Source organism: Persicitalea jodogahamensis, from assembly GCF_014651615.1.
GTDB lineage: Bacteria > Bacteroidota > Bacteroidia > Cytophagales > Spirosomataceae > Persicitalea > Persicitalea jodogahamensis.
Map to the genome: position 1 here is coordinate 523,014 of NZ_BMXF01000003.1, position 24,699 is coordinate 547,712.

Genomic DNA, 24,699 nt, shown 5'->3' on the forward strand with positions numbered 1-24,699 from the left:
GTGGCTTCGACTATATCTGACATGAAGACAATTTTCCAAGCTTCGGGCGTACTTTTGGCATTACTGTGTTTCTCCTGCAGTCCTGATCTTCCGGACGAGGTACAGCAAGCCTACAACCTCCTGCCTTCGGACCTCGACTTTAACTACGACGTCAAGCCAATCCTCTCCGACAAGTGTTTTGCCTGTCACGGGCCGGACGCAAAAAAACGCAAGGCCGACCTGCGGCTGGACATAGCCGAAGAAGCCTATCGCGCACTGGGCAAAGCCAAGGATTACCACGCCATCGTTCCCGGAAATTCCGCCAAAAGCACTGCGGTCGAGCGCATTCTCTCGCACGATCCCGAGATGGTGATGCCAACCCCGGAGTCACACCTTTCGCTCACTGTGCAGGAAAAAGCCATCCTGGTCAAATGGATTGAAGAAGGTGCCGAATACCAACCGCACTGGTCTTTCATGAAACCCGAAAAGGGGAACGCACCCAGGGTAAAAGACAGAGATTGGCCGAAAAATCCGATCGATAACTACGTCCTCGACAAACTGGAAGCCAAGGGCATCGAACCTGCCGACGTTGCTACTAGGGAAACGCTGATTCGCCGGGCAAGTTTTGACCTCTGCGGTCTGCCGCCTACCCTGGCCGAAATCGATCGCTTTGTAGCCGATGAGTCGCCTGATGCTTACGAGAAAATGATCGACCGTTATCTGGCATCACCCGCTTATGGCGAGCGCATGGCCGTGGACTGGATGGATGTGGCCCGCTACACGGATAGCGACGGGTACCTTGACGATAAGCACCGGGAAGTAAGCCCCTGGCGCGACTGGGTTATCCAGGCCTTTAATAAAAACATGAGCTACCGTCAATTCGTAACCTGGCAACTGGCGGGCGACCTGATAGAGAACAAAACCAAGGAGAGCGTACTGGCTACGGCCTTCAATCGTCTGCATCGCCGCAACTCGGAGGCCGGCATCATCTATGAAGAATATAGGGTAGAGTACGTGGCCGATCGTGCCAACACGCTTGGCAAAGCCTTTCTGGGCTTGTCAGTGGAATGTGCCAGATGCCACGACCACAAGTACGATCCCATCAGTCAGAAAGACTACTATCGGATGTTCGGGTTCTTCAACAGTACCAATGAAATCGGGACGGCTGTTTATGGGCCCGACCAAACGCCCGGCCCTTCACTGTTGTTGACCAGTGACAAAAACGAATCGGTCATTAATTTCATCAAAGATAAAATCGAGGATTCTGAGCAAAAGCTAAACAGGCTTCAGAAAGTAATTCCGGTGAAAAAAGATGCAAAGGCGATTCTGGCAGACTTAAACCAAGAATTAGATCGCAGTACCGTTGCGCATTATCCCTTTAACAGTGTTTCGCCTGTTAAAGATAAGGTGTTCAGGACGGCTGAGGTGAAGAGCGCAGCGAATGCGCTGGAAATCAAAGAACCTTTGCTAAAACCGGGCAGGCGTGGAAATGCGCTTTTCATCAATGAATTTACGACGGCAGCCTTACCTAACAATCTTGGTTGGTACGATCATACCGTACCTTTCTCAACGAGTCTTTCGGTTTTTCCGGATACCCTGTATAAAGATGTCAGCGTATTCGTACACGCTGAGGACGATCGTCTGGGTATGAAAGGGTACTCACTGCTTCTGAAAGACAATAAGCCACGATTCGTCATTGCTCATTCCTGGCCACAAAACGCAATCGAAGTGGTGGCGAAACGACCTTTGGCGATCAAAAAATGGTCGGACGTGAGCATTACCTATGATGGTTCCGGGAGGGCGGATGGAGTGCATATTTACGTTAACGGCTTACCGATTGCAGTCGAGGTTTTGGGAAAGGAGGTATATAAATCCATATTGTTCGAGCCCAACATCCATACTTATGGCTTTCGTGGTCTGCAACTGGGCGTAGTGGGCCGTATCATTACTTTTGAAAACGGCGGCATTGACGAGTTGCGGCTGTTCGACAAGGAACTTTCGGCCTTGGAAGTTCTTCATTTATACAGCCCGAAGGCTAGTTCTAAAGCAATAGCTATCAAACCCGGCCTTGTTACCGATCACTACGCCCTGCAAAGGAAAATACAAAATCCAGCTTACCGGGAAGTAAGGTTTTGGCGCGATAGCCTGACTCAGGTACTCGACCGTATTCCGGAAATTATGGTTATGGGAGATTTGCCCAAACCCCGCAAAACATTTGTGTTGAACCGGGGCGTTTACGACAGTCCGACGGACGAGGTGCAACCTGCGGCGTTGAGTTCAGTACTTCCTTACACCGAAAAGTACCCTAAAAACAGGCTGGGCCTTACTCAATGGCTATTCGACGAAGAAAACCCACTAACGGCTCGTGTCATCGTCAACCGAATTTGGGCCATGCACTTCGGCAACGGTCTTGTCAAAACGCCGGATGATTTTGGCAATCAGGGAGAGCTTCCCACCAACCCCGGACTATTGGATTATCTGGCGGTTTCCTTCGTAGAATCGGGCTGGGATATGAAGCAACTGCACAAACAAATCATGCTATCGGCCACCTACCAGCAGTCCTCTGTCATTCGCCCTGATCTTTACGAAAAAGACCCCGAAAATGTTTGGTTGGCGCGCGGGCCGAGTTTTCGGTTATCTGCGGAGATGATCCGGGACAATGCGCTGGCAGTGAGTGGGCTGCTGGTACAAAAGCAAGGCGGAAAGAGTGTCTATCCGTACCAGCCGCCCGGCCTTTGGGACGAAATATCGAACAAATCCTGGCGGTACAAATACCTGCAGGAATCTGGCGAGGGACTATACCGCCGCAGTCTCTATACGGTCTGGAAGCGCACCTCCCCCCCCCCCACCATGATGATTTTTGATGCGACCGACCGCACATTTTGCACCGTGAAGCGTCGCTCCACTAGCACGCCGTTACAAGCGCTGGTATTGCTGAACGACCCGCAAATGATCGAGGCCGCCCGGGTACTTGCCGAAAAAATAAAAATGACGGAACCAACCGCTGAGAAGCAACTCAGGGTGGCTTTTCGTACGTTGCTCGGCCGGCAACCGGACAGTAAGGAGAAGAAAATGATGGGCGATTTTTATAAGAGCCAAAAAGAGAAATATGCCCGGAGAAAAGAAGATGCCATCGCTTATCTCGAAACGGGAGATTCTGAAAGAAATCAGAATCTCAATCCCGCAGAAACAGCCGCATTGGCTTTTGTAATCAACGGATTAATGAATACTTCGGAAGGGTATTCCAGGAACTGACCAAAATGAATGAATTAAGAAAAACAATCAACCTGATAGAATCGCGCCGGGGTTTTCTCAAAACAGCCTCACTGGGCTTCGGCTCGCTGGCGTTGGGAAGTTTGCTGCATTCCTCCACTTTTGGTAGCGGAAATAAAAAAGTAGCCGAAAGTGCCGGGAAGGGTGTCCTTGGCACTTCCCATTTCCCTCCACGCGCAAAACGGGTAATCTACCTTTTTCAGAGCGGCGGGCCTTCTCAGCTGGAGTCTTTCGATTATAAGCCTGAACTAGCCAAATGGCACGGACAGGAAATTCCTGACTCGATCAAGAAGACCCAACGTAATTCAGGCATGGTGGCTGGTCAGTCCAGCTTTCCGCTGGTGAAGTCTATCTATGATTTCCGGCAGTACGGACAATCGGGAGCATGGGTTTCCGAGCTGTTTCCCTACACGGCCGCCATGGTGGATGATTTGTGTGTGGTTAATTCCATGTATACCGATGCCATCAATCATGAACCTGCGGTGATGCTGGTGCAAACCGGGTCGCAGCAAACGGGACGGCCATCCATTGGTTCATGGATGAGCTACGGTCTCGGTTCCGACAACCAGAACTTACCCTCTTTTGTGGTCATGATTTCAAAAGGAGGAGGCGCCCAGCCATTGAGCTCGGCGGCCTGGGGCAATGGTTTTCTGCCTTCACACCATCAGGGCGTGCAGTTCCGGGCGGGGAATGAGCCGGTGCTGTACCTGCAGAATCCTTACGGCGTGCACGAAAATGACCGTCGCGAAGAACTGGACTTCATTAAATCTATGAACGAGCACCAGTTCGACATCTGGGGCGACCCTGAGATTCATTCCAAAATCAGTCAGTACGAAATGGCCTATAAAATGCAGGCGTCGGTTCCCGATGCCGTCTCCACCGCCGACGAGCCTGACTACATCTACGACCTCTACGGCCAGGACGCACGTATTCCCGGAACCTACGCTGCCAACTGCCTGCAAGCCCGCAAACTGGCGGAAAAAGACGTAAAATTCATTCAACTGTATCACATGGGATGGGATCACCATGGTGGACTTCCCGGGGGGATGAAAAACCAGGCCAAGCTCACTGACCAGGCCAACGCCGCTTTGATTCAGGACTTGAAGCAGAGAGGTTTGCTGGATGATACCCTTGTCGTATGGGGGGGAGAATTCGGCCGGACGAGCTTCTCGCAGGGGCGACTGACGCCAACCGACTACGGTCGTGACCATCATCCCGGTTGCTTCACGATGTGGATGGCCGGCGCGGGTGTAAAAGCGGGTTTGGTTTATGGGAAAACCGACGATTTCAGCTACAACGTCGCTGAGAAAGGCGTCCATGTGCATGACTTTCAAGCCACCTTACTGCACATATTGGGTGTGGATCATGAGCAACTGACCTTCAAACACCAGGGCCGTCGATTTCGTCTGACGGATGTCCATGGGAAGGTAGTTCACGATATCCTTTCTTGAATTATGCAGCAGAGCAGAAGGGATTTTTTAGCCGCCGGCACTGGGGCGATGGCAGCGGCTTTCACCCCGTTTTTTATTCTGAAATCCAAACCCCGGCTTTCTGAAGAAATTATCGGACATGGGGATTTCCGGTATAAAGTGCATGAACAGTGGGGGACGCTGGATGCCGGCAAGTACCCTGTCACTAATTGTCACGAAATGGTGCAGGCTCGCGATGGGCGCCTCTTCATGCTTACGGATGAACCGAAGAACAATACTCTCATCTACGACCAGTCCGGTAAGTTGCTGGATAACTGGACTCTGAATCTGAAAGGCGGTCACGGTCTTACACTTCATGACGAAGGCGGGGAAGAATTCCTCTACATTACGGATATATCATCGGGAAGGGTTGTCAAGTGTACCTTGAAGGGCAAGGTTGTCATGGAATTGACCAACCCGCGGGCGGATGGTATTTATGACGAAAACAGTAAATATATTCCTACCGAAACGGCCATCGGACCCAATGGCGACATCTACGTGGCCGATGGCTACGGCTCACAGTTTATATTGCGTTACGATGCCAAGGGTAGTTTTATCTCAAAATTCGGCGGGGACAGCTACTTGCAGGACGCCAAATTTAAGCAGGCTCATGGCGTGGCAATCGACTACCGTGACAAAGCCAATCCTACTCTGATGTGCACGGCCCGCATGAAAAACGCTTTCAAAAGATTTACCCTGGAAGGCAAGTACCTCGAAACGTATTACCTGCCAGGGGCCTACGTCAGCCGCCCAGTTTTCGACGACGATCATCTATATAGCGGCGTGTGCTTCGGAATGCTGCCGGGCGACTACAATCCGAAACTGGACCGGGGATTCGTGACAATTTTGGATAAAGATAACCGGGTAGTTTCCAATCCCGGTGGCAATGCGCCTGTATATACGAATGGTAAACTTGAGCTCCTTTTGCAGGAGCAACCCGTTTTCAAGCACTGTCACGACGTGTGCGTGGATCGTGATAAAAATCTGTACGTCTGCCAGTGGAATGCGGGTGGGGTTTACCCTTACAAATTAGAGCGGGTATAATGGCTACTTATATAGGCCTTCGACTCTGATCTTCAATTGTTGATTCATATCCTCGAAGCCGTTCCGAGTATTTACTTCAATCATTTCATTGAAAAGCGGCACCAAAATGCCCTCAAACCGCTCACTGTGTAGAAAAGTAGTGCTTCCGTCGCCGTTATCTACCAACGCAAAGCGGTGCTCTCCATCGAATAATCCTTTGAAAAACAGCTGCCCAAGCCAACGGAATTCTTTATTTTTTTCCATGGCCAATACCTTCGGCTTGAAGGTCATTCCGCTGCCTTCGGGTGGTTCGAGCCTAACATTGATGGTGTGACCAACGGCAACCTGGCCTGTCAGCGATTTTATGAATGGGTTCCAGGCGGGGTACTTTTCGAAATCTGTGAGGACATCCCACACCTGGTCGGGCGCGGCCTCGATACGGATTTGGGTTTTGAGCTCTTTTGCCATGATCCAGCGGTTAAGAATTTTAGTGAGTTAATAGAACATCACAAAATTCCGACATCGCTGGTCATAAGCTCTTGATAAATATCAAGAAATCACAACGTGGCTTTTTTCCTGATCCGGCTGAAAGTCTCGGGTGTCATGCCGAGCATCGATGCGATATACTGCAGGGGTACTTGATTGAAGAGGTCTTTGTTGTTTTCGAAAAACGCCCAATACCTTTCCTCAGCCGTCATGGAGAGATGCGCGAAAATACGGTCTTCCATCGTGGCAAAACAACGGGCAAGAAACCGTACTTCAAGCGCGTTCCACTCCGGAACAAGTTTTCCCATGGATCGGTAGTCTGCCTGGCTGATGGTAAAAAGTTCAGTGTCGGTCAGAGCCTGAATGGTCCAGCGGGCCGGAGTGTCGAAAATGAAACTCGATAAATCGGTGATGAAGGAGCCTTGGTTGGAAATCCACTGGGTAACCTCAACCCCGCTCTCGGTGGGTACGTAAATTCGCACCAAACCTGAACGGATGAAACTCAGGTGTTCGCAATGCTCTCCTGTTTTGAGCATGAAGTCTCCCTTGCCCAGCGTCCCTGGTTGGAATAACGAGGCAATGCTTTCCAGACTGGTGGGCTGAATCCCGAAGTAGGAGGTTATATATCGTTTAAGCTCTGTCACGACAAAGGGCTTGTTTTATTTTTCAATGATTACGTACGATTTCCCGCCCACTGTTTCAAAATCAATGACTGAAAGTGGCAGGGTGGGGAAATTTCCTGACTGCGCGGCATCTGATACTGTGGGTTTGCCGGGGTCGATAAATGTGAACAGCGGGTTGGGATTAGGGCCTGTTGCGGGTTGGGTGTTCGAGCCAAGTACCTGCACGGCCGTGTTGGTTCTGATCCGGCAGTTGCCACCCAGTGTCGAGTGGACCACGGCTTTGGTCAGCTGGCCATTCTCCCATTCTAAATCTACCTCAAATCCACCCCGCGCTTTCAGGCCACTCACTTTGCCCGTGCTCCATGCTTTGGGCAGGGCGGGCAGGAGGTATAGTTCGCCCGCGTGGCTTTGCACCAGCATCTCGGCAATGCCTGCCGTCGCCCCGAAATTGCCGTCGATCTGGAAAGGAGGATGAGCGTCGAAGAGATTGGGGTAGCTGCCGCCGCCCCGGTTCTTGGTGTCATCTTCCCGAATCAGGTGCAACAGATTGGAAAGCAGGGTGTAGGCTTTTTCTCCGTCCAGCAGCCGTGCATTGACGTTCATTTTCCAGCCCATTGACCAGCCCGTTGCCTTGTCGCCCCGGCGTTCCATGGAGCGCTTGACTGCCGCTGTCAATTGCGGGGAAGCCTGCGGGTTGATTTGGTTGCCGGGATGAAACCCATAAAGATGAGAAATGTGCCGGTGCTCTGGTTCGCCATCCTCGAAATCAACCTGCCACTCCTGCAGCTGACCGTATTTTCCTATCTGATAAGGAAGTAGTTTGGCCAGCTTTTGCCCGATTTCGGTTACCAGCGGGTCTGACATATTCAGGAGACGGGCGGCTTCCAGATACCGCTCAAAAGACTCACGAATTATGGCGATGTCCATTGTGGGGCCCGGACTAAGGGACGCCGTCTTTCCTTCTCCATACTTGAAATTATGCTCGGGCGAATGTCCGACGGGCGTGACGAGGTACCCTTTTTCGTTGGGTTGGAGCCAATCTTTGTAGAAGAGTACGGCCCCTTTCAGCAAAGGGTACACCTCATCTCGTAGAAAACCCTTATCCCCGTGGAATAAGTACCGCTCCCAATAGTGGCTGACCATCCAACCGGCTGCCATGGGCCAGAATGAGCATATGCAGATATCGACTGGTTCTGCATGCCGCCAGATGTCGGTGTTGTGATGGGCCACCCAACCTTCGTTGCCGTACATGGTACGGGCGGTAGTGGTTCCATTCACTGCCAGTTCCTTAACCATTTTAAAGAATGGTTCGTGGCATTCGGAAAGGTTGGTCAGCTCAGCCGGCCAGTAGTTCATCTCGGCGTTGATGTTGACCGTATAGGCTCCGTTCCAGGGGGGGATGATTTTGTCGTTCCAGATACCCTGAAGGTTAAGGGGCTGACCGCCGGGCCGCGATCCGGCAATCATCAGGTACCTGCCAAACTGAAAATACAGCCCGGCCAGCGACGGGTCATTTCCATTGGCAAATTGCTCGATGCGCTGGTCGGTGGGCAGGGCAGACTGCGATGTGAGGCTTTCAAGCTGGATTCTGGATCGGTCAAAAAGGTGTCGGTAGTCGGTCAGGTGGGTTCGGTACAATGCGGAGTGACCTTTGCTGGCGGCTTTGGCGATGAACCCGGCCGACAGAGCCGACGCATCTATGCCTTCGGTTGCCGGACTCTTATCAAAACCGTTGAAACTGGTGGCACACGCCAGAATCAGCACGACTTCGCTGGCATTTTTGATAAGGATTTTGTCCTGTTGAAGGGTAATGGTTCCGCCCTTGTGGGTAGCCCTTATCCGGGCATCAAAATCCATCCCCAGGCCATCGGCTTCCTCCCCGTAAAGTACCTGAGCAGCATTGGGCAAACGTGTGCCGTCTTTGGCAAAAACCTCGGGGTACTTGTGCTGGTCATTCGCTTTCTCGACCTGATCCAAAGTACGGCGCAGCACGAATCCCGGTGCTTTGGCCGTCATGATAAGCTGGTTATTTTGGGAAAAGTACCTGGCAACGGGTTCGTGGAGGGTAGAAAAATTGACACTGCCGTTGATTTTGCCTTTTCCCTGGGCGCTCAGTTTAATCACCATCACCCTATCGGGAAAACTGGCGAAGTACTGGCGGGTATAGGTGGTGCCTTCCGTCTGGTACTGAACCTGCGCCACGGCATTGCCCAGATCCAGCGACCTTCGGTAGTTTGTCACCGGGCCTTCGTGCTGGAAATCCAGCCAAAGATCGCCCAGCGGCTGATAGCACTGATGGTTTCGTCCCAGCCACTCTCCGGCTACCACACGCTGTGCCTCGCTGTATTTTCCTTCTTCCATCAACTTGCTCACCTCCGGGTAATTTTTCCTGACGTCGATACTGGTGTAGGTGCGCTTGGGATCGCCGGAGTACAGCGTTACCTCATTGAGCTGCAGGTGCTCACGCTCGACTCCTCCGAAAAGCATAGCCCCCATGTGCCCATTTCCCATGGGTATGGCTTCGGTCCATACTTTGGCGGGTTTGTCGTACCAGAGGGTGAGGTCTTGTTGCGGGATGTTGATACCGCTATTTTTTGTACTCTGCGCTTGCGTAAGTAGCGGAATTATACAAATTCCGAAAGTAAGGATGTTGGAAATTGCTTTTCTCATGACGGTTTTGGAAGGTACTTTCATAGGAAAGAAAGCCCGGAAAGTACCCATACTCCTTGGTTTGAGGATGATCTGAAGTACCAGCTACTTTTTCAGGCCAGTAAGATCGGAATTGATGGTGATCTTGCCATTTCCCGGGCTCACAATTGCTGAAAAATCGTCGCTGACCTCAATGTTGTTGGAGGTATTCAGATCGATGATTTTATTTTCTACCGTGTTCTCGATTAAATTCATGCTCTTCTCGGCATTGAACACGGTGCCATATATATTGATCTTCGTGGGTCGGTAGTCGGTCATGGCTTTATTGGACCGGAACTTTATCCCCCCGTTTTTCAGGCTGGAGTTACTGATGGTGATGACATCGATGGGCGTGTCGACTCCCAGAAACTCATTGGTACCCTCGTGCAAAACCCTGATGTTATCAAAAACCAACTGTTTCTGCATGGGTATTTGTGCACCTGGATAATAAGAGCGACTCCACTTTCCATTATCAAAGTGGATCGAAAAGCTCGTTCTAGGTTTTTCTAGGTAGATATCCCGGAAGGTAACATTCCGTACCCCGGCTACATACTGAACGTCTTCCTGTACCATCACCCACTTGATGCCATCCAGCTCTACAATGCCTTTGGTGTGCGTAGGACGGGTTGCTGATTTATAAACGGTGCCATCCGGCTGCGCATTCACCCGATATACACGTCCGTTGGAAACTACCGCGTCGGCCTGCTGGACCTCCATACCTTCCTTCCAGTCTATCCAGCCCCCGGCGAGTATCCGGCAGAAATAACCGACCAATTTCTGATCCCCTCTCAAATCCCAGCATTTTTCAACTACCCCATTCTCTATCCATCCTAATTCAGGATTTGATGTTGCGTAATCGTGCGCATTGAGCGCAAGTCCGTCATCTATGGTTTCAAAAACGGCATTGGATATACGAAACCGGTTGCCACGACCCAGGTGAATGCCGTCTTTACCGCCTTTGAGAATGGTATCATCGATAATCAAATCTTCAAAAGTGCATACATGGATCCCAAATTGCGCGGTCATGATGTCCTTACACCGAAATCCTTCGATCTTTAAATCCTTAACGTAGAAGAATGCAATTTGTCCCCTGAGACCAAAAACTTCGTTGAAGACCAAGTCCAGGCCGTTCACACTTACCTGCAAACCTCGTACGGTGATGTGCTCGTCGTAGGTTTTTGTCAGGGCTCCTTTATTAAGAAGTACGTGGGAAAATGGCCCCACTTCGTTCACTTTCTGCAATATGACTCCATTGCCAAAATCGAGGGTAGTATTACTGCCGATGTAGGTGGTACCTGCCACCTTATACGTACCGGGTTTACTTACGATGATCGTCCCCGTCTGATCCACTGCCTTTTGAAGAGCAGCCACGTTTTCTGTGCCGCTGGCATCCGGCGAAAATCCAAAGTCGGCGGCGTTGGAAAAACCCTGATTCTGGCCCATTACCAGGGTTGACAAAATCAGTAAAGTACCTAATACCAGAAATCTTAAAATCAATGTAAAGTCGTTTTTGCGAATAAAAAGAAATCACCCCTCATTCCATTTTTTAGAAGAGGGGTGATTGTTAGATATACTCTGATTAGTAACCAGTAAGATGCTACGGAATAGAGGACTACGGGAATGACCTGATTGCTTCCGGGCCAGAGGTAGTTAAAAAAGCGCTCGTCGGAACAGCACGATGCGCATGAGACGATGGCTATTTCCCTGCATTCTGAGCCGCCATGGGATTCTTGCTTGGCATATTGGCCCCGACCTCCTGACGCCAATTTTGCAAGAGGGTATGTAGTTCCTGCGTTTTTCCAGGGTTGCTGGCTGCCAGGTTGTTTTTTTCGCCAATGTCATTCTTGAGGTTGTAGAGTTCCAGGCCGCGCCCATCCTCAAACCACTCGATCAGTTTCCAGTCACCGGCGCGGACTACCGAGCCGGGCGAACCGCCCTGATTGCCGTAATGCGGATAGTGCCAGTACACGGGTCCACGTTTCATATTTTTTCCTTTCAGGGCTGGCACCAGGCTGATGCCATCGACATGTTGATCAGGTAAACTGGGTAGCCCGGCCATCTCAAGCAGGGTAGGGTAGAAGTCGGTACTTATCATTACCTGATCGGTAACTGACCCTACTTTCGTTACCCCCGGCCAATGAATGACCATCGGCTCACGGATACCCCCTTCGTAGAGCCACCCTTTGCCGGCCCGCAAAGGCAGGTTGGTGGTAGGTTGGCCTTCGGCAGTAGATAATCCGCCATTGTCGGACATGAAAACGATGATCGTGTTTTTGTCCAGTCCGTTGGCTTTTAAAGAAGCTAGTACTTTTCCAACCGCCTGATCCATTGTTTCCACCAGCGCGGCGTACACGGGTAGCGTCTGGTTGAGCCTCACTTTGCTTTCCCCCTCATTGCCCCATTGGTCTTCCAGCCCCAGCCGCTTCTTTTTTTCGGTGTATTTGTCTACCAATGCCTCCGGTGCACCAAGCGGGTTATGCACGGCGTAGAAAGACAGGTAGGCCAGAAACGGGCTGTTTTTGTGTTGCCCGATGTACGAGACCGTTTCGTCCGCCAGTCGAAGCGTGAGGTTTTCCCCTGACGGACCATCGGAGAGGCGTGAATTGTCGTAAGGTGTGAAGTAATGATTTCCGCGAGGTGATCCCGCCCAGTACCCCCCTTTATTCACGTCAAAGCCCTGTTTTTCCGGCCAGTATTCCGGCGACTCGCCCAAGTGCCACTTGCCTGCGAAAAACGTACCGTAGCCATTGGCTTTGAAGGCCTCGGCCAGTGTGGTTTCTTCCAAGGGTAGATTTTCCAGGTATTCGGCGGGCAGCAACGGTTTGTTTTTGGTCCAGTGCTTACCCACGGTCGTGGGCTGCGGCGCACCGAACCAATCGGTGGTATTTAGCCGCGCGGGGTACTTTCCGCTCATGATGCTGGCGCGCGTGGGGGAGCAGACGGGACAGGCTGCGTAGGCATTGGTGAATTTCATTCCTTGGGCCGCAAGCGCATCAATATTCGGGGTTTCGTAAAAGCTGCTTCCAAAAGCGCCTATATCCGACCAACCCAGATCATCTACCAGGAAGAAGACAATATTAGGTGGGGCGGAATTTTGGCGGGTAGCGTTTTGCCTGGCAGATTCTGAGCTTTTCGTTTGTTTGGCACAGCCAGTCAGCAAATAAAATGCAAGACATGAGAAATAAAGCGCCACCTTAAAACCGGCAACAGGTGCTTTCGTATTCATCAATCAAATGGATTTAAAAAGAAGGTATGGGCACTGGTGACTTCACAAACTTAAAGAAACCAAATCAATACCCTTCGTTTTGCGTCAAATTGGGATTGGCCTCGATTTCCGATTGGGGGAGGGGGTACAAAACCTGGAAAGGCTGGGCGTTTTTACCGCGCGCCACGGCACTCGAAATGAATGTGCCCATGCGAATCTGGTCTTCACGACGCTTTCCTTCCGTGAAAAACTCCCATCCGCGCTCTTTTAACAAATGGTCGCGTAGTTTTTCTTTACTCGCAAAATCAGCCAGCTTAAGAGCGGGTACGCCGGCGCGTGCCCTTACCTGGTTGATCAGATCGATGGATTCCTGATTGGGCCCCTGCACTTCATTAAGTGCTTCGGCCCGGCTGAGCAGAATATCGGCATAGCGGATCACCGGGATGTCGTTGCCATTATTCTGGGAAATAGCATTAGGGTCAGGGGTGTATTTGAAGCTGCGGGCATTGTCGAGTGGCTTACCGCTGGCGTCTTCCAGCAATTTTTGTTTGACTCCCTTCGTATCAGTGTATTCCGTAACAAACATCCGCAGCCGCCGGTCGGTGGGGTCGAAGGTCTTGTAAAAAGCCGTGTAGGTCCTGAACTGCGCCCCATAGTTGATCCAATTAGGCAGAATGGGGTAGTTGGGCGGGAAAGCATGAGCCATGTACACATTACCGGGACCCTGCGCGAGGCAGGGATAGATAAAAATGAACTCGTCGTTGTTTTCGTTTTCGGTGGCAAACAGGTTTTCAATCTGCGGATAGAGCTTGTACTTGTTCAGGGCAATTAACTCTTTGGCCGTGTCTGCGCTTTTCTGCCATTGCTTGGTATTCAGATAGAATTTGGTCAGCACAGCCAATGCGGCGCCCTTGTCTGCCTGGCCACGCAATGCCTGATTGACGGGTAGGTTTTTGGCGGCCTCGGTCAGCTCATTAGCCACAAAGGCAATGAATTCCGCATCGGTGGGCCGGGCCGGCTGCAGGTCGTCGGTGCTGGTGGTAAGTACCAGAGGAACCGGGCCAAAGTAACGGTACAGGTGGGCAAAAGCTTCCGACCGGATGAACTGCGCCTCTCCTTTGTACTGCGCCAGCCGGGCGGGCGGAATGGACGTTACATTGTCGATGTTTTCCAGCAGCACATTGGCGTCCCGTACGGCAGTGTACATCTGCACCCAGATATTACGCAGAAAGCCCGAGGAGGCGTCCCATTGGAAATTAATGTAGGGAAGAGCGTCCTTTTCGAATTGCCCGCCGCTTTCCAGCGTCATATCCGTGGGAAATTCCGAAAGCGTCCACTGATCTTCCCGCATACCGTTGTTTACCTGTGAGCGGCTGTAAGCGCCGTAAAGTACCTTTTTGATTCCGTCCTCGCTTTGCAAAAAGCTTTGAGGATCGTATTGGGTAAAGACTTCTTCGGCCAGGAATTCCTGACAACCCATGGGTACCAGACAGCTGATTACAAGAGCAATACCTGTGACTAGATTTAATACCTTTTTCATATTTTAAATAGTATAATTTTTTTTGACTCGAGCTGTGACTTCAGGCGTTCCATGCTACCGGAATAGCCGAGGCAGAGGTCCTGATTGATTTAAAATCCAAGATTCACCCCAAACCGAACAGTGCGGTTCAGCGGGTAGCTGTTGTAGCTGGCGCGTTCGATGCCCGTACCGGAGGCGTTGGCGTCGGGATCGAAACCTAGAAATTTTGTGATGGTCAGCAAATTGTCGGCCGCCACATAAACCGACGCTGAGCGAATTTTCTTACTGACCGGAATGGCGTAGCTGAGGGAAACGGTTTTTAACCGCACGAAAGAAGCGTCGTTGATCGTAAGCGAGTTAACCGCCAAAGCACCGCCATACACGCTCGGATTAACGCCGGATGGGTACTGAGCGCCAGGATTGTCTGGCGTCCAGCGATCAAGGTAGTGTTCTGCAATGCGATTGCGGTCGAAGTTAATTGGGTAAAGGGACTCGACGATGTTGTTATCCAGTGCACTGATTCCCTGTACAGCCGTGATGAGCGCTTCCAGGTTGAAACCCCGGTAAGAGAAGGAGTTGTTCAACCCGAAAAGAAGCTTCGGAAAAGGACTACCCAGAATCACACGGTCATCGGGAGTGATTTTTCCATCCCCATTCTGGTCCACAAAGCGGGGGTACCCTGGCTTGAAAGTCGGTGAAGGCGAGTTCTTGACCTCGTCTGCCGTCTGGTAAATCCCGTCGACCTGATAACCGTAAAAAGACCGCATTGCGGAGCCCTCCTGCACGATGGCGTAGTTGCCCGTGAAACCCACGCCGCCTGTCAGTACCTGAGAGATAAAATCCGGCAACTCAACCACTGTGTTCTTTAGGGTCGAAAAAGTGAAATTGGTATTCCACTTAAAGTCATTGACCAGGTTGCGACTTTCCAGCATAAGATCGATTCCCTGGTTTCGTACTTTACCAAAGTTCACCAGAAGGCTACCAAAACCGGAGGTAGTGGGCAAAGGCTTGTTAAATAATTGGTCACGGGTACTTTTGATGTAGTACTCCAAAGATCCGCTCACCCGGCCATTAATGATTGCAAAATCAAGGCCCAAGTCGAGTTCTTCCGTTGTTTCCCAGCGAAGGTCGGGATTGGGTATGCGCGCGGGCTCCACGCCTTGCACCAGACCGCCGCCGAGCACGGCACGGCCGCCCGCGATAAAAGTAGTGAGCGTCTGAAAATTGCCGATGGCCTGGTTGCCGCTTTGTCCATAACTCATCCGCAGCTTCAAGTCACTAAACAGATTGTTGTTTTGCAGAAACGACTCCTCGGAGACACGCCAGCCCAGTGCAAATGAGGGAAAGATGGCGTACTTATTCGTATCAGAGAAGCGGGACGTACCATCTGCGCGGATGGAGGCCGTGAGCAGGTACTTGTCTTTCAAGGTGTAATTCACCCGGCCCAGATACGAATTCAATTGGTTGGTGGAGCGTCCGCTGCTCACATTATCCCCACGGTCACCGTCGCCGCTCTGCAATAGGTTGGTAAGGCTGGCGTCAGACAGAAAGCCGATCGAGGAGGCACCCACATCGGTATTGTCATATTTTTCCAGCGTAGCCCCGCCCAGAATCGAAAGTTGGTGGATGCCATTGAAGGTGTGATTGTAGGTAGTGAAAAGTTCGCTGATCCAGTGCGTGTCTTCCCCCGCGTTGATGCTGCCGATCCCCCCTGAAGAAAGGCCTTTCTGCGTAATGGTGCTATTGTAGCTGTCCCGACGGTCGTTGGCGATGTCACCGCCCAGGCGTAGTGTGGTGGTCCAGCCTTTCAGAATTGTATAATCTGCTGCCAGGGTGCCAAAGGTTCGGTTGTTTACGTACTTCTGCGTGAAGCCATTGATGAGGGCCAACGGGTTTTCCAGGGAAATCAGCGGATTGAACCGATACTGGCCGTTTTCGTCTTTTTCGGGAGAAATAGTGGGGTCGAATTGCAAAGCTCCGTTGATAGGTCCGGCATTCTCATTACCCGAGTTGGTCGTGAGGATGTTTGTGGTTGCGGAGCGGTTCGCGTTCAGGTTGAGCGAGACTTTAAGTTTATCGGTCGGATTTACCTGATAGTTGAGCCGGATGTTATACTTTTTCAATCCCGATCCCAGCACTACGCCGTCCTGATTGAGGTAGTTGAGACCCATGTAGTAATTGGATTTGTCGGAGCCGCCCGAAAACGACAATTGGTGGTTCTGGGCCAGCGCAGTGCGAAAAATCTGATCCTGCCAGTCGGTGCCGCTGCCGATACCGTTGATCTGGTCGGGAGTGAACTTCGGTTTGCCCGTCTGTTCTACTGAGAGATCATTCAACACCTCGATGTACTGCTCGGTATTGAGCAAATCCATCCGTTTGGCCACTGTCTGTACGCCCAGATAAGCGCTGTAATTGACCCGCGGTGTGCCGGCTTTGCCTTTTTTAGTGGTAATAAGTACCACGCCATTGGCGGCCCTGGAACCGTAAATGGCTGCCGCCGAGGCGTCTTTTAAAATTTGAATGGACTCAATGTCTTCGGGACTGATGGATGTGGTTGTGGCGCCGGGAAATCCATCGATCACGATCAGGGGCTCGTTGCTGCTGTTGATAGACCCCGCGCCCCGAATACGAATCGCGATGCCGCCACCCGGTGCCGAACTGGACTGGCTGATCTGCACCCCTGACGCCCTGCCGTTCAATAGCTGCAGCGCTGAGTTGTTGACACCCTGTGTAAAGTCTTTCTCGCCGATGGAAGCCACGGAACCGGTTAAGTCGCTCTTTCGCTGAGTACCGTACCCAACCACCACCACTTCACTCAGCGCTTTGGTATCAGGCTGCAAACTAAGGTTGATTCGGGTTTGGCCGCCCACGGGAACTTCCTGCGAAACATACCCGACAAAACTAAACACGAGAACCGCAGAGGAATTGGGTACGCTCACCGTATACTCGCCCGATTGGTTGGTAGTTGTTCCCTGGGAAGTACCTTTCACCAGCACGCTCACGCCCGGGAGCGGCTCATTGTTGTCCGAAGCCGTAATTTTTCCAGAAACAGAAATCTCGGCCACTTCGGCTGAAACCTCCCTTCTTGCCAATAGCTGGATGGAGTTGGCCGGTAGTTCTGACTGGTCGGCCTGCTGGCTGGGTTCGGCACCCGAAGTCTCTTTACGGTCAGGACTGCTTTTTTGCTCCACGCGTTTTTCCGTAATCACGTATCCGCCCTTCCCTGACTTCTTGAAATTAAGGTTCATTGGTTCAAGCAATTGTTCCAGATCATGCTCAACGGATTGGGAGGGCCGGTACTGTCGGGCCGGAACCTCGTAGTGCTCGATGTTTTTGCCAAAAAACAGGATGTCCACCTTGTGGATTTTCTTAAGCTCGGCCAGGGCGTCTTTGAGCTTGATCATTCTGGTTTGCGTACTGCCTTGGGCGCGGTTAAGGTTTGTAGCTTTGGCCAGTAGCTGCGCCTGCATCGGCTGTGCCATTCCGAGGAATAGCCCGGCCGAAATAATGAACTGTATTTTTTTATTCATTGAAAGGATAGGTTTAGGAATAGTGAAATCAATTTTGGGTGATGACAATGGTGTCGCCTTTGGTCGTAAAATTGAGTCTGGCTGCATCAGACAACTCTTTCAGAAGTTGCTCGGCGGTTTCAGCCCTGAATGAACCGAAGAGGGTCAACTGCTTAAGCTCTTCATCCTCGATGCTTATTTTCAAGCCGAAGTTTTCAGCAAACAGGTAGCTGAGTTCTTCCAGGGAAGTACCCTCAAACACAAACCGGTGGGCGGCCCAGGCTTTCTGGGGTTGCAGATTGGTCGCTTTGCTGAATTTGGCGTGGCCCGTTTTATCCAAGGTTACTAATTGCCCGGGGGCCATCGTGACTTCCTTCCTGGCATTGTCTTCGCCATAGTGAAGTCTGACTTTTCCTGTATTCAGAACTATTTTCGCTCCGCGAGGACGGGAGAAGATGGTGAACTCAGTTCCCAGAACTACAACATCTAGGTTGTTGTCGGCCTTTACGATGAATTTTTTATCGTCTGTCGTGTGGGTCACGGAGAAACTTGCTTCCCCCATCAGGTGCACCTCCCGGGTTTTGGCGCCAAAACCGAAGCGCGGCACGCGAAGACAGGAATTTGAATTTAAAACTACCGTTGATCCGTCCGATAGCTCGATGGACTGGGTTTCGTTATAGCTGGTGTGGTAGGCTTTGTAAAACAGCTTGTTCTGTCCGTACCAAGCCGCCCCACCAAGTAGTAGCACCAATGCTGCCGCCGAGAGCCAGTGAAGCCATGACTTTTTATGAACGACAGACTGATTTTCCTTTTCAGATGTTTCGATCGACTCCGGGTCTTTTTCCAGAAATCTGACGTAATCGGAAAGTTTATGTTCCAATTCGGGAAAATACTGCGGTGACTGATTCTCCCATTCGGCCAGCCATTGGTAAAAAAGCTCCTGATTTCCGATGTCCTGCAACCAGACCTCGATGGATCGCTTTTGCATTGGGCTGCTCTTTCCCGCCAGGTGATCCAAAATAAGTTGCTTGTTGATCGATGGTTCCATATTCTGTTAGCTGGCTTTTTTAATAGACAGTCTTTCCGGGCGACCTACGTAGTGGATAGTCGAAAATAGTGAGGGTGGATTTACAGCCAGTGATTTTTCAGGCCATTTTTTAAAATGCCTAGGGCTTTGAAAATGTGCGTTTCCACCGTTCGAACCGAAAGGTGGAGCTCATTGGCGATTTCTCGGCTCTTCCGTCCTTCGAAGCGGTTCATCAAAAATATTTTCCGGCACTGGGGTGGCAGAGAGGCGATGAGTTTGTCGATAGACTGATGTAGCTCCTCAAGCTGCATGATCTGCTCAGGCGAATCAGCCGTCTGGGATTCGATGGACTGGGCTGCTGACAGTGAGTCGGATTTTCGTAAATCGTTTGAAAGGTAGTTGTAGGCCCGATTGCGCACCGATTGGAAGAGATAGGCACGGTAAGAGGTAGTTACTGCCAGATACGTGTTCTTTTCCCAAAACTTGAAGAAAATCTCGCTGACTAAGTCCTCGGCAATCTCTTTGGAGTAGACAAACCGGACCGCGTGAGTGCACATGGCCCGATAGTACAGCCGGAATAGCAGTTCGCAACCTTTTTTAGGGTTTTCCTCAAAAATTTTACGAACAAAAAGTTCTGTGTCGGTCGCCGGATGCCCGGATACCTCATTACTGGCCTCCTTTGCAGAAAGAGGGGCCAATTTGAGGCTTAGGTTCTCGGAACGATCGACAGAGGCAGGTAGATCAGAAGGTAGTTTTTGGGGCATTGGGCGGTGATTTAAACTACTTTTTCCTGAAATTATTCAAGATTCGTTTAAATACAGACAAATGAACCTGCTAAACTACGTAGTCGCCGAAAAGAATTTTTTGGCTTTTATTGAGACACCCGTCCCAAAGGCCGGCGGTTTTCGCCGGGATGCCCCGTCAAATCGTCGCCCAGATCTTTTCTGGCTTTTTCGGCAGTTTTGGTCAACTCGGCCATTACCTCCGGGTAGTCGAACATGACATTGTACCGCTCTCCCGGATCGCGGCGCAGGTCGTAAAGTCCACCGGGGTGGTTGAAGTTTTCATTTGCCCGGCCCGGCTGGCCGTCGTTGCCGGGTTCAAAGCCTTCATTGGTGCGGCCGGGATGTGGGAAAACCAATTTCCAGGTACCTTGACGCACAGCTTCCAGATTGTTCCGACGGTAATAAAAATAGAAGGCGTCGCGCGGCTTCACACTCAGGTCGCCTTTCAGGTTGGCCAGCAGGCTTACTCCATCGATGCGTTTTACGGGTAGTTTTGCGCCAGTGGCCTCCACGATGGTGGGCAGAACATCAATGCCGGCCGACAAATTGTTGGAGACAACGCCCGCCGGGATCACGCCCGGCCATTCAGCGATAAACGGCACCCGGTGTCCGCCTTCGAATGTGGTGCCTTTTCCCTCGCGAAACCCGCCTGAACTACCGGCGTGATTGCCATAGGTAAGCCAGGGGCCGTTGTCGGAGGTTACGATGAACAAGGTGTTCTCGGCTAATCCCTGCTCCTTCAAAGTCTTCCGTAGTTGACCGATACTCCAGTCCAGCTCCATGATCACGTCACCGTACAATCCCTGCTTTGATTTTCCCTTGAACTTATCGGAAACAAACAGCGGCACGTGCGGCATGGGGTGGGCAAGGTATACGAAGAAGGGCTTGTCTTTGTTTTTCTTAATGAACCCCATGGTGCGCTCTGTGAACCAGGTGGTAAACTGGCTTTGATCGGGATTGGTGGCTATGGTTTCGTTGCCCTCAATGAGGGGTAATGGCGGATAGTAGTTTTTATTGAGAGGGTGGTTGGGCCACATATCATTGGAGTACGGAATGCCAAAGTACTCGTCGAAGCCATGCTGTAAAGGAAGGAATTGCTTCTGAAAACCCAAATGCCATTTGCCATACGCAGCGGTGGCATAGCCTTTGGCCTTGAGGAGCTCGGCGATCGTTTCTTCGTCGGCGTTAATACCTGTTTTGGCCGAGTGGTCGGTAGCGCCGGCAAAGCCGAGGCGGTTGGGGTAGCAGCCTGTCAGGAGGCCGGCCCGCGAGGCGGTGCAAACGGCCTGCGGGGTGTAGTACTGCGAAAGGAACATGCCTTTGCTGGCCATATCGTCGAAATTAGGCGTCGTGTAATCTACTGCGCCTGTGCGCCCCAGATCGCCGAAACCCATGTCGTCGATATACACCAGCACGATGTTTGGCATGCGGTCAGCCTTAGGAGCATCAAAGAAATTAAAGGCCAGCAACGAGACAGCACCAACTGCCAGAAGTGAGAGAACTACTAGTTTACGCTTCATATTATTCACCAATTACTTTCGATTATTTGACTGATTGTTTCGTTCGCTTCCACGCCATCGCCACTTTCGGCTTTGATCACTTTGAGCCGAGCCTTCATGATTTTTATTACGTCCTGGTACTCAGGGTCGGCAATAGCGTTATGGTTTTCCCCGGGATCCTTTTGAAGGTCGTAAAACTCCCAGCCGGGCGGATACTGCATTTTGTCGCGCTGAATTTTAGTGCGGGATTGCCCGTAAAAAAGCGCCAGTTTATACCGGTCGTTCCGTATGCCGAAATGGGCCGGGCGACGAGGTTCATTGCTCCAGTAGCGGTAGTACATGTCTTTGCGCCAGTCAGCTGGCGTATGGCCAGCCAGGTTATCCCGAAAGCTACGGCCTTGCATGTTTTTCACAGGCTCCATACCTGCGAAATCGATAAAGAGCGAAGGGAAATCTATGTTCAATATGATGTCGTCGATCCGGTTGCCCCCTTTGAATTCCTTAGGATAAGAAATCACGAAGGGCATTCGCAGGGAGGGTTCGTATATAAAGCGTTTGTCGAAAAAGCCATGCTCTCCCAAAAAGTACCCCTGATCGGCGGTGTAGATAATGACCGTATTTTCTAACTCGCCACTCTCCCGCAGGTAGGTGATCAACTTACCGATGTTGTCGTCGATGGCTGCGCCCGAACGGAGAAAATCTTTGATGAATTTCTGGTAGGTCTTTTTACGGGCAGCGAGTGAATCCAGCCCTTCGAGGGAGAAAGGTGTCCCCGGATATTTGGTGCCGGCGCCTTCCTCGTAGCGTTTTCCCAATAAGTCAAGGGGCCAGCCGTCGTGGGTGCGTTGCGTGGTGGCGGCGCCCCAATCTTCAAAGTTAGCAGGGTAGGGGAGCTCGATATCTGCCAGGTAGTTTTTATAACGGTCAGGATAATCGTATGGCTCGTGGGTGGCTTTGAAGTGCGTAGAGAGATAGAACGGCTTGTCCGTGTTTCTGCTTTTGAGCCAGGCGATGGATTGGTCAGCAATGACGTCCGCCGAGAATCCCGGATACTCCTTGCCGCCTTCGTTACCATCCTGCCAGTTGTCTTTCGTTTTCAGGACAGGGTTCTGGTAGCGTCCCTGTCCGGGAAGTACCATATAGTAGTCAAAGCCCGTGGGCTCTTTTTTCAGGTGCCATTTGCCGATGATGGCCGTTTGATATCCGCTGGTCTGGAGTAGCTTGGCGAAGTTGGCGCTGTCGGGTTCGTAAACGTCGTCCAGATCATACACCCCATTGCGATGGCTGTATTGACCGCTCAATATCGACGCCCGGCTGGGCACGCATATCGAATTGGTGCAGAAGGCGTTTTCCAGCACGACACCACGGGCAGCCAACCACTCAATGTTGTCGTTTTTCACATAGTCTTTCAAAATGCCTCCGTAAATTCCCCATGCCTGCGCGGTATGGTCGTCAGACATAATGAACAGGATATTGGGCCGGTCTTTCTGCCGTAGCGAGCGGGTTTTCGCGGTGCATCCGCCTAATAGCAGCAGTACAAGGAAGAGGCAGAGAGAATGAGCATGCAGGGATTTCATGGCAATAAAAGAGTAATAGCGTAAAATATACCTACTGCTCGTCCTCAAATGGTAAATTTTTGTTACCTGTCTTTTCCCGTGATGTGGCCAAAAAAAACCGGGTTGGAAAGGGAATCTTTCCAACCCGGTCTAAAAAAAGAGAATCAAGAAAGTCTAGCTTTCCAGATCGGCCTTGATCTTCTCCATTTTACGATCTACGTCGCTTTTAAATTCCTCCCAGTTCGCTTCCGTCCGATCGCCGAGATCGTCCAATGAAGCCTTAAGGTCCTGCCGTTCCTCTTCAAGTTCAGCTTTACGCTTTTCCCAGCGCGCTTTTTCGTTAGCCGTAGCTTTTTCGATTTCAGCGTCCACTTCTTCTATTTTCTTATCCAGCTTGTCCACTCCGTCGTTTATTTCGTTCCGGAGTTCATTACGACCTTGCTCGAACTCGTCGCCCATGTTGTCGGCGGCGTCGTCCATGTCCTCACCGATTTGCTCGGTGGTTTCTTCAGCGTCATTTTCCGCTTTTTCGGAGCATGAGGTAAATGTGAGGGAGGCTCCCAATAACAGAGCGGAGACTAGTAGGGTTACTTTTTTCATTTTGTTGTAGTGTTATTGTTAAAGTTACGAAAGTGAAAGTCTGTTTTAACTTTCATTACCAAACGGCCTATCCAAAACCAAACCATTGCCTCGACCCTACGCCGTCAGGACAAACTGTGGAAAGAAGTTCACGAAGATTTACTTTACGGGCACCTATTTACTCAATTTTGATCGTTTCTTTGTAAAGTGACCGAACGCAGGTCAGATACTAAACCTGGCGTGGGAATTGTGTCAGCAGGCGTGAGCGAATATTCTTCCAATGATTTCTTTCAAAACTTCCGAGAGTTCCAAACCAGTACAGGTTTGCGCCATGATGATCATCGTCACTATCACAGTGTATTGGCTCATCATTCTGCAATCTTTTCTAGTCCCGTTGCTGGTCTCCGTGCTACTCTCTATCCTGGTTTCCCCTATTACTTTGCAGCTCGAAGACAGGGGCCTGAAAAGGATCCCGGCCATTGTACTCACGCTCACTCTTTTTCTGGGCCTGATAGCCGGTATATTGTACGTTTCCTTCATGCAGATTTCGGACATGATTTATATGTGGCCTACCTTTTACGAAAAAGCCAATATCATGTTTCAGCAATTCGAAGTATGGGTGGGCCAAACCTTCGGTTTCCAGACAACTACCCAGATCGATGATTTGGAAAATATGTCGGCCAACCTGCTTAAAAATACGGGATCGTCTGCCCTGCTGACTACAACCGCGATTATCGCGGACATCGCGCTTATCCCGTTGTACATGTTTTTCATGCTTTATTACCGTACCTTTTTCTGTAACTTCCTCTACAACCTGTTAGGCGAGAAGGAGAAAAAAAGAGTGAACCGGATTCTGTTCCGTATTTATGATGTCATCCACAACTACCTGGCCGGATTGTTCACGGTGATGGTTATTGTCGGAACGCTCAACACCATTACCCTGCTTGTTTTCGGGATTAAATATGCCGTATTCTTTGGCTTTTTTGCCGCACTGCTGCTCCTCATTCCTTATGTGGGGGTAATTATTGGTTCCTCTCTACCGATAATGATGGCATTGGTTACTAAAGACTCTGCCATGTACGCAGTAGGAGTAGGGGCCGTATTCCTCTGCATTCAGTTTCTGGAGGGGAATTTCATTACACCTTACATCGTCGGTTCCAAGATCAGCATAAATCCGTTGATGGCCATTGTGGCTTTGCTTCTGGGAGGAATGATGTGGGGGATTCCGGGAATGATCCTGGCACTTCCGTCAATTGCCATTCTTAAAGTCATATTCGACCATTCCCAACGGCTCAAAGCCTTCGGTTATGTACTGGGAGAACCTCAGAAAGATGAAATTGACGCGCGATTCCAGGTCGAGCCTGAGCATGAAACTCCAGAAGACGCGGGTTCGGCCGAGGTAGTCGGATCTGACGACCTCAAAAGAGAGAAAGAATCTTTGGATGTAGGGGTAGTTTGAGATAGGAATGGAGCATGATC

The 24,699-nt window shown here is 50.9% G+C and carries 16 protein-coding genes; 4 read left to right on the forward strand and 12 right to left on the reverse strand.

The window, feature by feature from the left end:
• The first annotated feature begins 21 nt into the window (after nt 1–21).
• The 3 genes from IE117_RS17565 to IE117_RS17575 are packed head-to-tail and all read left to right on the forward strand — an operon-like array spanning nt 22 to nt 5,765.
• The gene (locus tag IE117_RS17565) at nt 22–3,234 is read left to right on the forward strand and encodes a DUF1553 domain-containing protein (RefSeq protein WP_189565781.1); all 3,213 of its coding nucleotides are present in this window, start codon (nt 22–24) and stop codon (nt 3,232–3,234) included.
• 5 nt (nt 3,235–3,239) lie between these two features.
• Nucleotides 3,240–4,703 (forward strand): DUF1501 domain-containing protein, encoded by a 1,464-nt coding sequence (locus IE117_RS17570; protein WP_189565782.1) that lies wholly within the window; start codon nt 3,240–3,242, stop codon nt 4,701–4,703.
• Between the two features lie 3 nt (nt 4,704–4,706).
• Complete coding sequence (locus tag IE117_RS17575; RefSeq protein ID WP_189565783.1) at nt 4,707–5,765, forward strand: NHL repeat-containing protein; 1,059 nt, start codon at nt 4,707–4,709, stop codon at nt 5,763–5,765.
• Between the two features lie 3 nt (nt 5,766–5,768).
• Here IE117_RS17575 and IE117_RS17580 read toward each other — a convergent pair whose 3' ends face one another.
• From IE117_RS17580 to IE117_RS17635, 12 genes are all read right to left on the reverse strand, one after another.
• The gene (locus IE117_RS17580; RefSeq protein ID WP_189565784.1) at nt 5,769–6,212 is read right to left on the reverse strand and encodes an SRPBCC domain-containing protein; all 444 of its coding nucleotides are present in this window, start codon (nt 6,210–6,212) and stop codon (nt 5,769–5,771) included.
• 89 nt (nt 6,213–6,301) lie between these two features.
• On the reverse strand, nt 6,302–6,874 hold the full coding sequence (locus IE117_RS17585; RefSeq protein ID WP_189565785.1) for a Crp/Fnr family transcriptional regulator: 573 nt from the start codon (nt 6,872–6,874) through the stop codon (nt 6,302–6,304).
• A gap of 15 nt (nt 6,875–6,889) precedes the next feature.
• Nucleotides 6,890–9,523 carry a glycoside hydrolase family 95 protein gene (locus tag IE117_RS17590; protein WP_189565786.1) on the reverse strand — a complete coding sequence of 878 codons (2,634 nt, stop codon included), beginning with the start codon at nt 9,521–9,523 and terminating at the stop codon, nt 6,890–6,892.
• Nucleotides 9,524–9,607: 84 nt separating this feature from the next.
• Entirely contained in the window at nt 9,608–11,038 is a 1,431-nt protein-coding gene (locus tag IE117_RS17595; protein ID WP_189565787.1) for a glycoside hydrolase family protein, read from the reverse strand.
• A 199-nt stretch (nt 11,039–11,237) separates the two neighbouring features.
• On the reverse strand, nt 11,238–12,767 hold the full coding sequence (locus IE117_RS17600) for a sulfatase (protein ID WP_189565788.1): 1,530 nt from the start codon (nt 12,765–12,767) through the stop codon (nt 11,238–11,240).
• A 64-nt stretch (nt 12,768–12,831) separates the two neighbouring features.
• Nucleotides 12,832–14,286, reverse strand: coding sequence for a RagB/SusD family nutrient uptake outer membrane protein (locus tag IE117_RS17605; protein WP_229581078.1), 1,455 nt, complete (start codon nt 14,284–14,286; stop codon nt 12,832–12,834).
• Between the two features lie 89 nt (nt 14,287–14,375).
• Nucleotides 14,376–17,795, reverse strand: coding sequence for a SusC/RagA family TonB-linked outer membrane protein (locus IE117_RS17610; RefSeq protein WP_189565789.1), 3,420 nt, complete (start codon nt 17,793–17,795; stop codon nt 14,376–14,378).
• A 28-nt stretch (nt 17,796–17,823) separates the two neighbouring features.
• Complete coding sequence (locus IE117_RS17615) at nt 17,824–18,822, reverse strand: FecR family protein (protein WP_189565790.1); 999 nt, start codon at nt 18,820–18,822, stop codon at nt 17,824–17,826.
• A gap of 80 nt (nt 18,823–18,902) precedes the next feature.
• Nucleotides 18,903–19,565, reverse strand: a complete 663-nt coding sequence (locus IE117_RS17620; RefSeq protein ID WP_189565791.1) for an RNA polymerase sigma-70 factor — start codon at nt 19,563–19,565, stop codon at nt 18,903–18,905.
• A gap of 107 nt (nt 19,566–19,672) precedes the next feature.
• Nucleotides 19,673–21,106: a sulfatase family protein gene (locus tag IE117_RS17625; protein ID WP_189565792.1), complete on the reverse strand. Its 1,434-nt coding sequence runs from the start codon at nt 21,104–21,106 to the stop codon at nt 19,673–19,675.
• A gap of 5 nt (nt 21,107–21,111) precedes the next feature.
• Nucleotides 21,112–22,662, reverse strand: a complete 1,551-nt coding sequence (locus IE117_RS17630; RefSeq protein ID WP_189565793.1) for a sulfatase family protein — start codon at nt 22,660–22,662, stop codon at nt 21,112–21,114.
• A gap of 153 nt (nt 22,663–22,815) precedes the next feature.
• Nucleotides 22,816–23,241: a sll1863 family stress response protein gene (locus IE117_RS17635; protein ID WP_189565794.1), complete on the reverse strand. Its 426-nt coding sequence runs from the start codon at nt 23,239–23,241 to the stop codon at nt 22,816–22,818.
• Nucleotides 23,242–23,500: 259 nt separating this feature from the next.
• Between IE117_RS17635 and IE117_RS17640 the strand changes: the two genes are divergently transcribed.
• Nucleotides 23,501–24,679, forward strand: a complete 1,179-nt coding sequence (locus tag IE117_RS17640) for an AI-2E family transporter (RefSeq protein WP_189565795.1) — start codon at nt 23,501–23,503, stop codon at nt 24,677–24,679.
• The last annotated feature ends 20 nt before the right edge of the window (nt 24,680–24,699 follow it).

Excerpts from the sequence above, each read along its gene's own strand:
- IE117_RS17565 (WP_189565781.1), top strand. The coding sequence starts at position 22 with ATGAAGACAATTTTCCAAGCTTCGGGCGTACTTTTGGCATTACTGTGT.
- IE117_RS17570 (WP_189565782.1), top strand. The coding sequence starts at position 3,240 with ATGAATGAATTAAGAAAAACAATCAACCTGATAGAATCGCGCCGGGGT.
- IE117_RS17575 (WP_189565783.1), top strand. The coding sequence starts at position 4,707 with ATGCAGCAGAGCAGAAGGGATTTTTTAGCCGCCGGCACTGGGGCGATG.
- IE117_RS17580 (WP_189565784.1), bottom strand. The coding sequence starts at position 6,212 with ATGGCAAAAGAGCTCAAAACCCAAATCCGTATCGAGGCCGCGCCCGAC.
- IE117_RS17590 (WP_189565786.1), bottom strand. The coding sequence starts at position 9,523 with ATGAGAAAAGCAATTTCCAACATCCTTACTTTCGGAATTTGTATAATT.
- IE117_RS17600 (WP_189565788.1), bottom strand. The coding sequence starts at position 12,767 with ATGAATACGAAAGCACCTGTTGCCGGTTTTAAGGTGGCGCTTTATTTC.
- IE117_RS17605 (WP_229581078.1), bottom strand. The coding sequence starts at position 14,286 with ATGAAAAAGGTATTAAATCTAGTCACAGGTATTGCTCTTGTAATCAGC.
- IE117_RS17610 (WP_189565789.1), bottom strand. The coding sequence starts at position 17,795 with ATGAATAAAAAAATACAGTTCATTATTTCGGCCGGGCTATTCCTCGGA.
- IE117_RS17615 (WP_189565790.1), bottom strand. The coding sequence starts at position 18,822 with ATGGAACCATCGATCAACAAGCAACTTATTTTGGATCACCTGGCGGGA.
- IE117_RS17620 (WP_189565791.1), bottom strand. The coding sequence starts at position 19,565 with ATGCCCCAAAAACTACCTTCTGATCTACCTGCCTCTGTCGATCGTTCC.
- IE117_RS17625 (WP_189565792.1), bottom strand. The coding sequence starts at position 21,106 with ATGAAGCGTAAACTAGTAGTTCTCTCACTTCTGGCAGTTGGTGCTGTC.
- IE117_RS17630 (WP_189565793.1), bottom strand. The coding sequence starts at position 22,662 with ATGAAATCCCTGCATGCTCATTCTCTCTGCCTCTTCCTTGTACTGCTG.
- IE117_RS17635 (WP_189565794.1), bottom strand. The coding sequence starts at position 23,241 with ATGAAAAAAGTAACCCTACTAGTCTCCGCTCTGTTATTGGGAGCCTCC.
- IE117_RS17640 (WP_189565795.1), top strand. The coding sequence starts at position 23,501 with ATGATTTCTTTCAAAACTTCCGAGAGTTCCAAACCAGTACAGGTTTGC.